This is a genomic window from Tunturiibacter gelidiferens (genome assembly GCF_013410115.1).
Taxonomy (GTDB): Bacteria; Acidobacteriota; Terriglobia; order Terriglobales; family Acidobacteriaceae; genus Edaphobacter; species Edaphobacter gelidiferens.
Window position 1 is genome coordinate 2,502,440 of the sequence record NZ_JACCCV010000001.1, and the last position, 12,984, is coordinate 2,515,423.

General features: G+C 56.9%; 8 protein-coding genes. 6 read left to right on the plus strand and 2 right to left on the minus strand.

The features are described 5' to 3' along the window. Window positions 1-74 precede the first annotated feature (74 nt). The 6 genes from glnD to HDF12_RS10640 all read left to right on the plus strand — a co-directional run bounded on the left by glnD (window position 75) and on the right by HDF12_RS10640 (window position 9,950). Window positions 75-2,720 carry a [protein-PII] uridylyltransferase gene (gene glnD, locus HDF12_RS10615; RefSeq protein ID WP_257025487.1) on the plus strand — a complete coding sequence of 882 codons (2,646 nt, stop codon included), beginning with the start codon at window positions 75-77 and terminating at the stop codon, window positions 2,718-2,720. A 163-nt stretch (window positions 2,721-2,883) separates the two neighbouring features. Beyond that, window positions 2,884-3,501: an NADH-quinone oxidoreductase subunit B gene (locus HDF12_RS10620; protein WP_179582739.1), complete on the plus strand. Its 618-nt coding sequence runs from the start codon at window positions 2,884-2,886 to the stop codon at window positions 3,499-3,501. A 224-nt stretch (window positions 3,502-3,725) separates the two neighbouring features. Then, window positions 3,726-5,360: an OmpA family protein gene (locus HDF12_RS10625; protein WP_179582741.1), complete on the plus strand. Its 1,635-nt coding sequence runs from the start codon at window positions 3,726-3,728 to the stop codon at window positions 5,358-5,360. A 114-nt stretch (window positions 5,361-5,474) separates the two neighbouring features. Beyond that, window positions 5,475-7,505, plus strand: a complete 2,031-nt coding sequence (locus HDF12_RS10630) for a WD40/YVTN/BNR-like repeat-containing protein (protein ID WP_257025489.1) — start codon at window positions 5,475-5,477, stop codon at window positions 7,503-7,505. 38 nt (window positions 7,506-7,543) lie between these two features. Next, window positions 7,544-8,695: an aminofutalosine synthase MqnE gene (gene mqnE, locus HDF12_RS10635; protein ID WP_179582743.1), complete on the plus strand. Its 1,152-nt coding sequence runs from the start codon at window positions 7,544-7,546 to the stop codon at window positions 8,693-8,695. Between the two features lie 622 nt (window positions 8,696-9,317). Further along, on the plus strand, window positions 9,318-9,950 hold the full coding sequence (locus HDF12_RS10640; protein ID WP_179582745.1) for a PEP-CTERM sorting domain-containing protein: 633 nt from the start codon (window positions 9,318-9,320) through the stop codon (window positions 9,948-9,950). Between the two features lie 354 nt (window positions 9,951-10,304). On the opposite strand, the gene HDF12_RS10645 is transcribed toward HDF12_RS10640, so the two are convergent. Continuing rightward, the gene (locus tag HDF12_RS10645; RefSeq protein WP_179582747.1) at window positions 10,305-11,516 is read right to left on the minus strand and encodes an MFS transporter; all 1,212 of its coding nucleotides are present in this window, start codon (window positions 11,514-11,516) and stop codon (window positions 10,305-10,307) included. A gap of 7 nt (window positions 11,517-11,523) precedes the next feature. Next, window positions 11,524-12,603: a LacI family DNA-binding transcriptional regulator gene (locus tag HDF12_RS10650; protein WP_306458005.1), complete on the minus strand. Its 1,080-nt coding sequence runs from the start codon at window positions 12,601-12,603 to the stop codon at window positions 11,524-11,526. Window positions 12,604-12,984 lie beyond the last annotated feature (381 nt).

Genomic DNA, 12,984 nt, shown 5'->3' on the forward strand with positions numbered 1-12,984 from the left:
GTGGTTGGCGCCTTGGCCGTGTGGGGATGGGCACGGCTGTCGGAATGCTTAAAGTTCTTTCGAGCAAAATGGCCATGCAGGGAACTGAATACCCAGGAAGTTTAGGGCGCGGGGTTTACCAGCGGAAGATGCTGGAGATTCGTGGCGCGTTTGAGGCGGGTGGCGCTTCAGGGGCGGTAACGATTGCAGCGCGAGCGGCGGCGTTGGACGAGTTGGTGCACGGTTTGTGGGCGCAGGCAGTTGAGCGCGATTCGCGGTTGAGCAATGGGATCTCTGTGGTAGCGATTGGCGGGTATGGGCGAAGCGAACTGTTTCCTTACTCGGACGTGGACGTGCTTTTCCTGCTGGATGGGAAGCTGGCTGAGAAGGATGTCAAAGACGCAATTCGGCGCGTGAACCAGGAGATGTGGGACTGCGGGATTCGAGTTTCTCCTGCGACGCGGAAGCTGGCGGAGTGTGAGAAGTTCGATGCCGAGAATGCCGAGTTTGCCTTGTCGTTGATGGACCATCGCTGGGTGACCGGAGATGCAACGCTCTATGACAAGCTGTCGGAACAGAGTGTGCCGAAGCTGCTGCAGCGCGAGCACAAGGCCTTGTCGGTTCGTCTGTTGGAGCTGACTCGGGCGCGCCATGCGAAGTACGGAGATACGCTGTTTCACCTGGAGCCGAACATCAAAGACTGCCCAGGTGGACTGCGGGATGTGCACGTGTGCGGTTGGATGACGAAGCTGGGAGCGGCCGCAGCGTTGGCACAGAAGAAGGGCGGCGTCGAGGCCGATGGCGGGCCGGTCGCCGACGCCAAGGAGTTTCGTAAGGCGGTGGATTTTCTTTGGCTGGTGCGATGTTTTCTGCACTATCGGCACGAACGGGACGACAACACGCTGGATTGGCAGGCTCAGGATGCTGCGGCTGAGACCGCTGTGGGAATGACGGGTCGCAAGCCGAAGAAGGCGGATGCGGCGTATTGGATGCGGCTCTATTTTCGACATGCGCGCAGCGTGGAGCGCCGGGTGACGCAGATGCTTGATGAGGTGCCAGCGGTCACCGCGTCCCGGCTGCTTGGATTGAAACGCGATCGGAAGCCGGAGGTGGTGCAGCATGGGTTCCGCCTGGAGCGCGGCCGGGTGGTGCTTGAGACTTCGGCTGAGTTCGGTCATGATCCGGCGGAGGATCCGGATGTAGTGCTGCAGGTGTTTGCGGCGATGGCGCGTACGGGGGTGACGCTGGGGGGAGATGCGGAAGAGCGCTTGTCGCAGGGGCTGCCGTTGCTGTCGGCGCAACTCGAGGAGGGGCCGGCGCTGTGGCATCATCTGCAAGGGATCTTGAAGGGGGCTTATGCCGGCGATGCGCTGCGGTCGATGCATGCTCTGGGCGTGCTCGAGCTGCTGATCCCTGAGTTTCACGGGATCGATGCGCTGGTGATTCGGGATGCGTATCACCGATACACGGTCGATGAACACACGTTTGTGCTGATCGATACGCTCCATGGATTGGAGAGCGCACAGTCGGGTGGGATGGCGGAGTGGGCGACGCGGTTTGGTGGAGTACTGCGGGAGCTGCCGCACCCTGAACTGCTGTACCTTGCTGCGTTGCTGCATGACACCGGCAAAGGACGAAGCACGGGCGATCATACGCGGGAGAGTGCGCGGATGGCTGAGAGTGTCCTGGAGCGCCTGAATCTGGATACGTATGAGAGCGGGCTGGTGGTGAACTTGATCGCGAATCACCTGGAGATGTCGGCTGCGCTGCGGAGAGATATTTTTGATGAAGAGACGGTGCAGGCGTTTGCGGGGAAGATGCAGACGCCTGAAGCTCTCCGGATGCTGACGTTGTTTACGTATGCGGATATCAATGCAGTCCATCCGGATGCGTTGACGCCGTGGAAGGCTGAGAATCTCTGGCGGCTCTTTATTGCGACGGCGAATTATCTGGACCGCAGCGTGGATGAGGAGCGGTTAGGTGCTCAGGAGGAGAGCGAGCTGGTGCATCGTGTGGTGGCGCTGCTGCCTGGCCAGAAAGCCGGGGTGCTGGAGTACCTGGAGGGCTTTCCGGAGCGCTACGTACTGACCCGGACTCCAGAGCAGGTACGAACGCACTTCAAGATGGCGACGGGTTTCGCGAGCGACCCGGTACAGCTTGATTTTCGGTATGCGACTACAGTGAGCGAGCTGACGCTGGTGACGCGCGACCGGCCACAGCTGTTTGCGACGATGGCCGGAGTGCTCGCGGCGTGGGGAATGAATATCGTAACGGCGGATGCGTTTTCGAATCGGCAGGGCGTGGTCGTGGATACGTTCCGGTTTACGGACAGCTTTCGGACGCTGGAGATGAATGCCTCCGAGCACGAGGCGTTCGTGAAGAGCGTGCACGATGTGATGACGGGGGCTGTGTCGGTTGAGAAGCTGCTGAGCGGGCGGCGGAGAGGGAGGCGAAAGGCGCCGCTGATGGTGGTGGAGACCCGGGTGGAGTTCGACGATGAGGCTTCGTCGCACAGTACGCTGCTGGAGGTGGTGGCTCAGGATACGACTGGACTGTTGAGAGCGTTGAGCCTGACGCTGGCGGCACAGGGTTGCAATATCGAGGTAGCGCTGGTGGATACGGAAGGGGAGACGGCTATCGACGTTTTTTACCTGACGCGAAGTGGGGCAAAGCTGGACGATGAGGAAGAACAGAAGCTGCGGGAGGCTCTGTTGCGGGCCATGGAGGAGAACGCGCGCTAGGTTTTGGAAATGGTTCACGCTTCCGATGCCTGATCTCGGTCTAAGCAACCTGGCGAGGGATGAAGCGCATCTCAGCCGCGACCTTGAATTTGCTCGCCGGTAGGCCAATCGAAAGCGCGGAATAAAGCTATGCGGCGCTTGTATGGAGTTTTATATTAGAGACATGAGCACAGCTACCAGCGACAACACAAGTAACGGCCGCCCGACAGCCACTCCGCAAAGGACTGATCGCTACCTCTTCGGCAACCTGGAGAGCTCCGGCAAGAACCACGAGAAGGTAACCGAGGTGAGCTGGGGAGACGAGCAGCCAGAGGGGATTGTGCTGGCTTCGATGGACGCAGCGATCAACTGGGTGCGCAAGAACTCTATCTGGCCGATGACCTTTGGACTGGCGTGCTGCGCGATCGAGATGATGTCGATGGGCGGGTCGCGGTACGACATTGCGCGGTTCGGGGCGGAGGTGTTTCGACCGTCGCCACGGCAGAGCGACCTGATGATTATTGCGGGGCGGGTTTCGCAGAAGATGGCGCCCGTGATTCGACGGCTATACGAACAAATGCCGGAGCCAAAGTGGGTGATCTCGATGGGGGCGTGCGCGACATCGGGTGGGGTTTTCAATAACTACGCTCTGCTTCAGGGTGTCAACCAGATCATTCCGGTGGATGTATACGTTCCGGGGTGTCCCCCGCGGCCAGAGCAGCTGCTGTACGCCATCACGCTTTTGCAGGAAAAGATCCAGCAGGAACGCGGATCTATGCGAAAAACGCTGAATTTGAGTTAATGCATCAACAAAAGTGCAGTTACTGGATGGGTTCGCCCTTCCCAGCCAAAGACCGTTTTTACCTTTCTCGCTGGTAACCTATTGAAAATAGTGTCATCGAAGAGTATTTTTTTACCGGATGCATTAGCAACTGAAGTAAGCTGTAGAGAATCGAACCAACAAAACGACCCCGTAGATGATATGAAGGCTCGTAAAAACGCAACACTTTGAGTGGAGGAACTCGAATGGTTTATCGCCCGTTTCGTAGTACACGCCGGTACTTACTGGCTGCATGTGCAGTCGGCCTCGGAGTTGCCAGTGTCAGTGCACAGACTCCCAGCACAGCCGCCCCGGTGGGGCCGAACCCTTCGCGCGTCGACGTATTTATGGGGTACTCCTACTTTGGGGCTCACGGTCAGGTAAAGCCGGCGGGTATCAATTACTCGTCAATTGACACGGGCGCGATGGGCAGCGGCGCGTACTACTTCAACAAGTACGTTGGTGGCGAGATCATCTTCGCGGCGCATCCGGACGGTCATAACGACGGGTTGTACACGGCATCTGCTGGACCAATCTTCCGTGCTCCGATGCAGAACTTCACGCTGTTTGCGCATGGTTTGGCGGGTGGTGCTCGACTTGGTGGACCGAACCAGTCAAATCCATTTATCTATCACGAACCCTACCAGTGGGGCCCGACCCTTACGGTTGGCGGCGGTATGGACTACGATCTTCCCTTCTTGAACAACAGATTCTCTCTGCGGCTGTTCCAGGTTGACTATCGCTACGTTCATGCGAACTACGGTCCACCAGTGCCGATTCCGACTAGCGGTGTGCTAGGTGGCCGAGCGAACCTGAGCGGAGCTGAAGTGAGCACGGGCATCGTGGCTCATTTTGGCCATATCATTCCTCCTCCGCCGGTGACCTACTCCTGCGCGGTCTCTCCTGCGACGGTCTTCCCTGGCGATCCCATTACGGTCACCGGAACGCCTCTGAATCTAAACCCCAAGAAGACGGCGACCTACAGCTGGACTGCTGATGGCGGTACGATCTCGGGAACCTCGACGACGGCCAACATCGATACGAAGTCTGCGAATCCCGGCACCTACACGGTGAAGGGCCATGTGACCGAGGGTCCCAAACCCGGCGAGATGGCGGACTGCTCGGCCAGTTATACGGTGAAGGCGTTTGAGCCGCCGACCTTGAGCTGCTCGGCCAATCCTTCGACGGTTGCCCCGGGAGACTCCTCAACGATTACAGCGAGCGGGGTAAGCCCACAGAATCGTCCTCTGACGTATAGCTACAGCTCGTCGGCTGGAACTGTCTCAGGGAACGGCTCGACCGCGACGCTGACCACGACTGGAGCAGCACCTGGTACGATCACGGTGACCTGCAACGTTGTTGATGACAAGGGTCAGACGGCCTCCGCGACGACCACTGTTACGGTCAACGCACCGCCAGCACCTCCAGCACCAACAACCAGCCAGCTGTGCTCGATCAACTTCGATCGCGACAAGAAGCGCCCCGCTCGTGTAGATAACGAAGCCAAGGCCTGCCTGGACGATATCGCTCTCAACCTGCAGCGCACTTCCGATGCGAAGCTAGCTGTGGTTGGCGATAAGGACAGCGCCGAGAAGAAGGGTGACAAGCTCGCTGCAGAGCGTGCCGTCAACGCCAAGGCCTACCTGGTAACGGAGAAGGGCATCGATGCCGGACGTATCTCGGTCTACACCGGTTCAGAGAACGGTAAGACTGTGACGACGACGTTGATTCCTGCCGGCGCAACCCTGAGCACGACGGGCATAACCCCCGTGGACGAAAGCGCAGTCACCGCCAAGCCCCGGACCGCACCAGCCACCCGTCACCACAAGAAGCAGCAGTAACCATTAGCCGTAGACGTGCACAAAAGCTGACTGGGAATATTCCCAGTCAGCTTTTGTGTTATAGACATCCTTTCGCGTAAGTTCGATAATTCTCTACAGACTGGAACCCCTCCCTTGAGCCGATTTCTTCGTTTCCCCATCACACTCGTAGTCTTTTTGATCGTTATATCCTGCCTTCAGTTACATGCGGCAAGCTGGCTGCCGTACGGTCCGGATGGAGGGGACGCGCGAGCATTCGCGATCGATCCTCATGATCACTCTCATCTGTATCTGGGCACAGCAACGGGCTGGATGTATGAGTCGCGAAATGGCGGCGGCGATTGGAAGCGGCTCTCGTGGATCGGCAAGCGGGATGATCTTGTGTTGGATTCGATCGTGGTCAGCGGTGCCGATTCGAAGCAGATCGTAGTGGGTGCCTGGGTACTTGGCAGTCCGGATGGAGGGATATTCCTTAGCAAGGACGGTGGTGCGACGTGGGAGACTGTGGGCGATATGCAAGGTCAGTCCATTCGCGCGCTTACTCCTTCTCCCTCCGATCCAAAGCTTCTGGTGGCGGGCACGTTGAAGGGAGTCTATCAATCCACCGACGGCGGAGAGCGCTGGAAGCTGATTAGTCCTGCCGGAAGCCAGGAGCTGCACGAGGTCGAATCAATTGCAATCGATCCAGTGGATCCGCAGATTATCTACGCGGGGACCTGGCATCTTCCATGGAAGACAGTCGATGGTGGACAGCATTGGGCCAACATCAAACAGGGCGTTATCGATGACTCGGACGTGTTTTCGATCATCGTGGATCCAAAGGACCCGAAGACCGTGTATGCGAGTGCATGCTCGGGAATTTATAAGAGCCAGACCGCTGGACAGGTCTTTCAGAAGATCCAGGGAATTCCCTCGACGGCGCGCAGAACGCGTGTGTTGATGCAGGACCCCACCAATCGGAATATTGTCTTTGCGGGAACCACGGAGGGTCTGTGGCGTACCGTGGACTCGGGCGCTACATGGCAGCGAACTACGGGTCCGGAAGTGATTATCAATGATGTGTTCGTCGACCCGACCAACACGAACCGGGTAATGCTTGCGACGGACCGGGGTGGAGTGCTGGCCAGCAACGATGGAGGAAACTCCTTTGTACAGTCGAACAACGGGTTTTCGGCGCGACAGATTACTTCTTATCTCGCGGATGCTTCCAATCCCAGCGCTGTTTATGTAGGAGTAGTGAACGACAAAGCACTGGGGGGCGTGTTTGCCAGTACGAATGGCGGCTTGAACTGGTCGCAAACAAGTTCCGGACTGAACGGGCACGATGTATTCAGCCTGGCCCAGGGCCCTGATGGCACATTGCTGGCGGGGACACGACATGGAATCTATCGGCTGCAGGGGGCTACCTGGAGTCGTGTGGACAATGTGACGCTGAACCCCCCGCCTGCGCCGCCTGCTAAGACGGGAAAGAGGACCGCGCATACCGGTGCTGCTGCTACGGCTGCGCATAAATCGCCTGAACCCGTGGCACACAAAAGCACTGCCTTGCAGACCGTTCATTCTTTCGAACCGGCGATCAACGCTTTTGCCCGTGGAGGAGACACGCTCTATGCGGCAACCTCGGCTGGCCTCTTCGAGAGTGCTACGTCGGGTCAAAGCTGGAAGGAGGTTCCTGGCTTCGAACCAAGGAGCTGGAACTTTGTTGCTGCCCGGAAGTCAACTGTTCTGGCGTCAAATTTGAACTCCGCGGTGCTTTCCTTGGACGGTGGTCAGCAATGGACCCCGATCAAGCTTCCGGAGACCCTTGATCAACTGTCTGCGATGGCTGTCGATGATGCCGGTGGACTTTGGGTCGGAGGGCGGCAGGGCATCTACGTGTCCGACGACAAGGGAGCTTCATGGCAGACGGTGAAGAACCTGTATCTGCGAGATGTGAACAGCATATTTTATGACGATGCTTCTCAACGTGTACTGATTGCCGCGGGTAGCAAAAATACGATCGCATTCGCGGTCCATCTGCCTGATCGGAAGATTCAGTACTGGAATACCGGATGGAATCTCAGGCTGGTGCGTCCAATGGGTGATCATCTAGTTGGAGCGACCTGGTTTGATGGCGTAGTGATCCAACCGCGGATGGTTGATTCCAAGGAGATGGCTAGCCACTGAGATGTGCCTCAGCGACCGATGAGGACTAGAATTGGAGTATGAGTTTGCAACCATCCAGCTTGCCCGCGCGACACTCCTTTCAAACAGACGATGCTGCACTTTTGCCGATCGCGACAAAGGTGCAGCAGGGGGAGCGTCTCAGCTTTGACGATGGAGTCGCGCTGTACCGAAGCGGGGATATTCTGGCTGTGGGCTGGCTGGCCAATCTCGTGCGGGAGCGGATGCATGGGGATATTGCCTACTTCAATGTGAACCGGCATATTAACCCAACCAACGTCTGTGTGGCCTCCTGTCGGCTGTGTGCGTTTGGACGGAAGAAGGGCGACGCAGGCACCTACACGATGGCGCTGGAGGAGGCTTGGGAGACCGCAGCTACGGGGCTTACGGAGGCGGTGACGGAGTTTCATATCGTAGGGGGGTTGCATCCCGATCTTCCGTTTGAATACTTCATGGATCTGGTGCGGGGGTTGAAGGTTCGTTTTCCGAAGGTGCATATCAAGGCGTTCACCATGGTGGAGGTGGCGTTTCTGGCCAAGCGCGGAAAGATGACGATTCCTGAGACGTTGGAGCGTATGAAGGCAGCAGGCGTGGATTCGATGCCGGGTGGGGGCGCGGAGATCTTTGCGGATCGCGTGCGGCATATCATCTGCGACCACAAGATCGACGGCAGCGAATGGCTGGACACGGCTCGGATGGCGCACCGGATCGGGCTGCGATCGAACGCGACGATGCTGTACGGGCACGTGGAGAACGAAGAGGACCGCGTGGACCACCTGCTGAAGCTGCGCGCGGTGCAGGACGAGACCGGTGGCTTTCAGACCTTCATTCCGCTGTCGTTCCACCCGGACAATACTGCGCTGGCGCATATCCCCAGGACGACGGGGATGCTTGATCTTCGTCAGATCGCCGTCGGCCGGCTGATGCTGGACAACTTTCCCCATATCAAGAGCTATTGGCAGATGGTCTCGCCGAAGATGGCCCAGATCTCGCTGCGATTCGGCGCGGACGATATCGATGGCACGGTGATTGAGGAGAAGATCTATCACGACGCTGGCGCGACGACTCCGCAAGGAATGCGGCGGGCCGACCTGGTTCGCCTCATCACTGAGGCGGGGCGTGAACCCTTTGAGCGCGACACAATGTACCGAGCCGTGACCCGCAGTGAAGATAGTTTTACCGTTGCAGTTTGAATTGACGAGATAAGCAGCAGATTCTGATCTAAGAGCCTCTCGCCTCTTCCTATGGGAAGGGGCTTTCGTTTTTAGAGGCGCGCTTCTGACCCAGTCCCTCTTGCGCCTTGTGCGACAGCCCCAGTTAGCACACGTTCGAGGGGCGGGCTGAGCTGGGCTTGATCAATTGAAAGTCGAGTCGGGTTGATCAATTGCAGTCCTTCAAATCCTCTCTCCCGGTCGCCGGACGATCTGTCCCCGTCTGATCGACTTATTTTCGTGACAAATCAACGCATGAGACCCATGCGAAAGATTGCAGACCCAAAGTGGAAAAGATTTTCATTTTGGGCAATCTTTTAGCGTTCTGCAGTCGAAGGTTTGCGCACTCTGTCTCTGACGACGGTAGAAAACTCCCAAAATTGCAGAATTCTCTAATCCTTTGTGAATGGTTCGCGACTTGCAATGACGAAGGGCGAGGTAAGCATTTCGCAATGAATGGCCAGAAGTCACGGACCAAAACGGGAATGGACGCTGGCTCAACTAATCGATATTTCTGCAGATTCGAATGCCCGAACCCGGGTGGGATTTGCGGAAACAGGGTGCGGTACGGCTCTGCCAACAGTTTTTTCTGGGAGTTTTCTTGATGAAATTTGCATTGCTTGTTCCAATCCTCTGTCTTGGTGTTGCTTCAATGGCCGCGAAAGCCGACACACTCACTCTCAACAATGGGACGGTCAATCCTTCCGGCGGCAGCGCGGAGATCTATCCCTATTCGTTTCAGCTTGGTAATTCCTCCGGCACGTCGACGGTGAATCTGATGTGCCTCAACTACAACCGCGAAATCTCCGCCGGTGAGACCTGGAGCATCACCGAAGAGAGCATACCCACGGGAAACTCCGTGACGGATCAGGACTACCGCGCCGATGCGATTCTCTACTCCGAGATTCTTCATCCACAAGCGGGAGTGAGCGCAAGCGAAGTTCAGTACGCCGAATGGAGCATCTTCGATTCGGCCGACCTGACGGGAAATTCGTTATTTGATTCTACGGCGCAAATCCTGGCCAGCAATGCATTGAACGCAGCCAACAACCAGCAGTTGATCAACTCCGGCTACTTCAATCAGTTCACTCTATACATTCCTTCGGACGACACGTCTTCGGGGCCACAGGAGTTTATCGGTACAGCGACGACTCCAGAGCCCTCAAGCCTGATGTTGTTCGGTTCGGGATTGATCGGAATGGCAGGAGTGCTCCGCCGTAAATTAGTTCGCGCATAAGTTGAGTCAAAGTTTTTGGCCTTCTAGTTGCTCTTACACAGTCGTCTGCTTCGCTGTTGGAAAGCAAATGTTCAGCGGTTACACCAGGTTAAGAAATCTATTTCAGTTACATACCCACTCTTTGGGGAAGGAGGCAATATGTATCTTTTGTTCTCGCCAGCGATGGCAGCAGTTCTGGTCATCGGCGTTATTCAACTTCGCGATCATTTTGTAGCGGCAGCCAAATAAGTTCGTAGCGCGTAATCCCTCACGGAGGTCAGGCTTAGCCTGGCCTCTTTTTCCAGGCTCTCGAGGAGCGATGTTCTGACCGCTCCGATGTGCTGATCTTGTCTACGACGCTGAAGGCCGGTCAGCTCACGAATTTGTTTCGAAAGGCGTGTTAGCTTTGGCCGTGACGATGCCGGAGAGAAGAAGAAGAAGAGCTGATCCTGCGGCTGGTACAACCAACCCGACGCGAAGACCATGGAAGTAAGTGGAACACACGCCGGTCAGCCAGGGCAGTACTGCTCCTCCGACAGAGGCGCTGGCGAAGAGAACGCCAAGTCGTTTGTGATTTCCGGTGCGGGCAAGCATGAAGGAGACCAAAAGCGGAAAGACCGGGGCGAGGGTGAATCCACCGAGAATTGTAAGCGCGATGACCCCGGACCCCGAAGGATGTGCGATGGAACAGAACAGTCCTTCGGTGATAAGAAGCAGCAGCAGGCAAAGCCTGTATAAAGCTCTCTCGCTGAGGACGGTCATGAGGGCTGCCACGAGCAGTCGGCCAATCAGCTCTGCGATCCAGAAGTAGGTAGCGATAGAAGATGCCTGGAGCGATGAGCTGGAACGAATGGCGTAACTGGGTAGCCATCCGCCGAGCGAGTTCTCGACACCAACATAGAGAAACATTGCAGCGGCGAAGGAGATCAACGGCAGCAAAGGCAGGGGGAATCGCGGATCTGTCATTGCATACTCTGATCCAGACAGCTCCGATGCTGCGGAAGACACGAAAGAGGTTCCTGCACGAGGCAATGCGATTGAATACAACGAGGCTGAGACAAGAAGCGTTGCGATAACAAATAAGAAGCGCCGCATGCCGCCGGCTGCTGTGACGTATATCAGGAGAGGGCACGCGATTGCACCTAGCCCCCATGCGACGTTTAAGACGGCAAGAAGCTTCGCACGGATGGCAGGAAGTGTGGTTCCTGCGATGATATTCCCGGCGGTGAGACCGGTCCCGAGGCCGACTCCGATACAGAAGAGGGCGATGTGCGCCGCCCCGAAGCCTAGCCAGGTAAGTGCAATGCATCCAGCTGCGGAGAGGATCGATCCGTAGATCAGGCTTGCGCGAAGATTGCGAGCGGCGATCCACGCGCCGCAGAGTTGGCCGATAAAGTCAGCGGTGAAGAGGGTGCCTGCCTGCGCGTCCTGAATCTGCCAATGCTGGATGAGCTGCGGCAGCAGAGGGCCCAACATAACCGTGACCGTGCCAGCTACGAGAAAATAAAAGTAAGCTGGGCCAAGCGTGCGAAGGATTATCGGGCGGTTCGGGCTCAGTTGGGAGGCTTCCGACTGGACTAGTTGCAAAGCTCTCCTATCGACCATCGCCTCGCCGTGACCGGGATGTGCTTGGAATGGCTGCGGTCGATTCTCTCACGACCAGCTCTGGTTCAAACCATACTTCATGTGGATACGGTTCGTCTGGGCACTGAATCCGTTTGATAAGCAGTTGTGCGGCCGCCCAACCCATCTTATGGAGAGGCTGGCGAACGGTGGTGAGGCGAGGGTTGAAGTATTCAGCAACGATAATATCGTCGAAGCCGATGACCGAGATGTCGCGCGGACAGGAGAGGCCGGCGTCTTGAATTGCGCGAATGGCCCCGATGGCGGCGGTATCGTTGAAGCAAAAGAGGGCAGTGAAGTCATGGGTGCGAGCGAGCAGCTCTCGCATGGGCGGGTAGCCAAGCTCGGGCGACCAGAGGTTCTTCTCCAGATAGATGCAAAGCTCAGGGCGTATCGTGATCCCAAGGTCGTTCGCTGTGCTGACGATGGATGCCCACCGGGCTTCGGAGTCCAAAGAGTAACGCTGGCCCTTCATGAAAGCGATCTTGCGATGGCCGAGGTCGTAAAGGTGGCGGAGAGCTTTTTTAGCCGCAAAGTCGTGATCGAGCATGATGTTGGAGACGCCCGGTTCCTGGCTGTGGGAGGAGACTCCGACGACGGGGAGGGAAACGTTGACTGAGAGTTCCGTGTTGACCAGGAGAAAGCCATCGACGCGGCGGCTCATGAGAAGCTCCTGATACTCCTCCCGCAAGTCGGCGCGGCCGAGGTGGCTGACGGTGAAGTAGAGAAAGCCCTCCTGAAGGAGATATTGCTCGACGCCGAGCATAACGCCGGTGAAGTAACCTTCGCTGAGTTCCGGGACGATCACACCGATGGTGTTGGTAAGGCGAGTGCGGAGCATGCGGGCATGCAGGTTGGGACGGTACTCGAATTTCTTTGCGGCGTCGAGAACTCGCTCCCTGGTTGCCGGTGAAATCGACTTCGCGACGGGGGAGTTATTGAGAACGATCGAGATCGTTGCCGGGGAGAGGTCGAGATACTCTGCCAGAGTCTTGAGCGTTACGGGTTTGCCGGCGTCCGGCTTGCTGTCCTTACTTTGTACTTTCATCATGCTCCGGCAAATCTTCCTTTTACGTACGGCAACAGTTGTACACCCTTGATCCGAAAGCGGGGAACAGGAACCTGACAGGGTTGAGAGAGTAGTAACGAACCATACCCAATTACAGAAAAAAGACAATTCAGGGATTTCGGGGTGACAAAGCTGCAGGGGTATCCTAATAAATTTCTCTATATCGACCGCTGTGGATCTCTTTTCGCGAGCGGAAGGACGTCGGGATAGCCGTCGGCAATCATCGCCCATCGGTTCGTTAGCACATGGCTCTAACCTTCGTCTTAGAGAGCGCTGAGGCGGGAACAAATCGTTCTCGGAAGGCGATACTGCGTAGAAATTGTCGCCTGACACGAGATTTTTTAGAAAAGAAATATGAGTGTA

Excerpts from the sequence above, each read along its gene's own strand:
- glnD (WP_257025487.1), top strand. The coding sequence starts at position 75 with ATGCAGGGAACTGAATACCCAGGAAGTTTAGGGCGCGGGGTTTACCAG.
- HDF12_RS10620 (WP_179582739.1), top strand. The coding sequence starts at position 2,884 with ATGAGCACAGCTACCAGCGACAACACAAGTAACGGCCGCCCGACAGCC.
- HDF12_RS10625 (WP_179582741.1), top strand. The coding sequence starts at position 3,726 with ATGGTTTATCGCCCGTTTCGTAGTACACGCCGGTACTTACTGGCTGCA.
- mqnE (WP_179582743.1), top strand. The coding sequence starts at position 7,544 with ATGAGTTTGCAACCATCCAGCTTGCCCGCGCGACACTCCTTTCAAACA.
- HDF12_RS10640 (WP_179582745.1), top strand. The coding sequence starts at position 9,318 with ATGAAATTTGCATTGCTTGTTCCAATCCTCTGTCTTGGTGTTGCTTCA.
- HDF12_RS10650 (WP_306458005.1), bottom strand. The coding sequence starts at position 12,603 with ATGATGAAAGTACAAAGTAAGGACAGCAAGCCGGACGCCGGCAAACCC.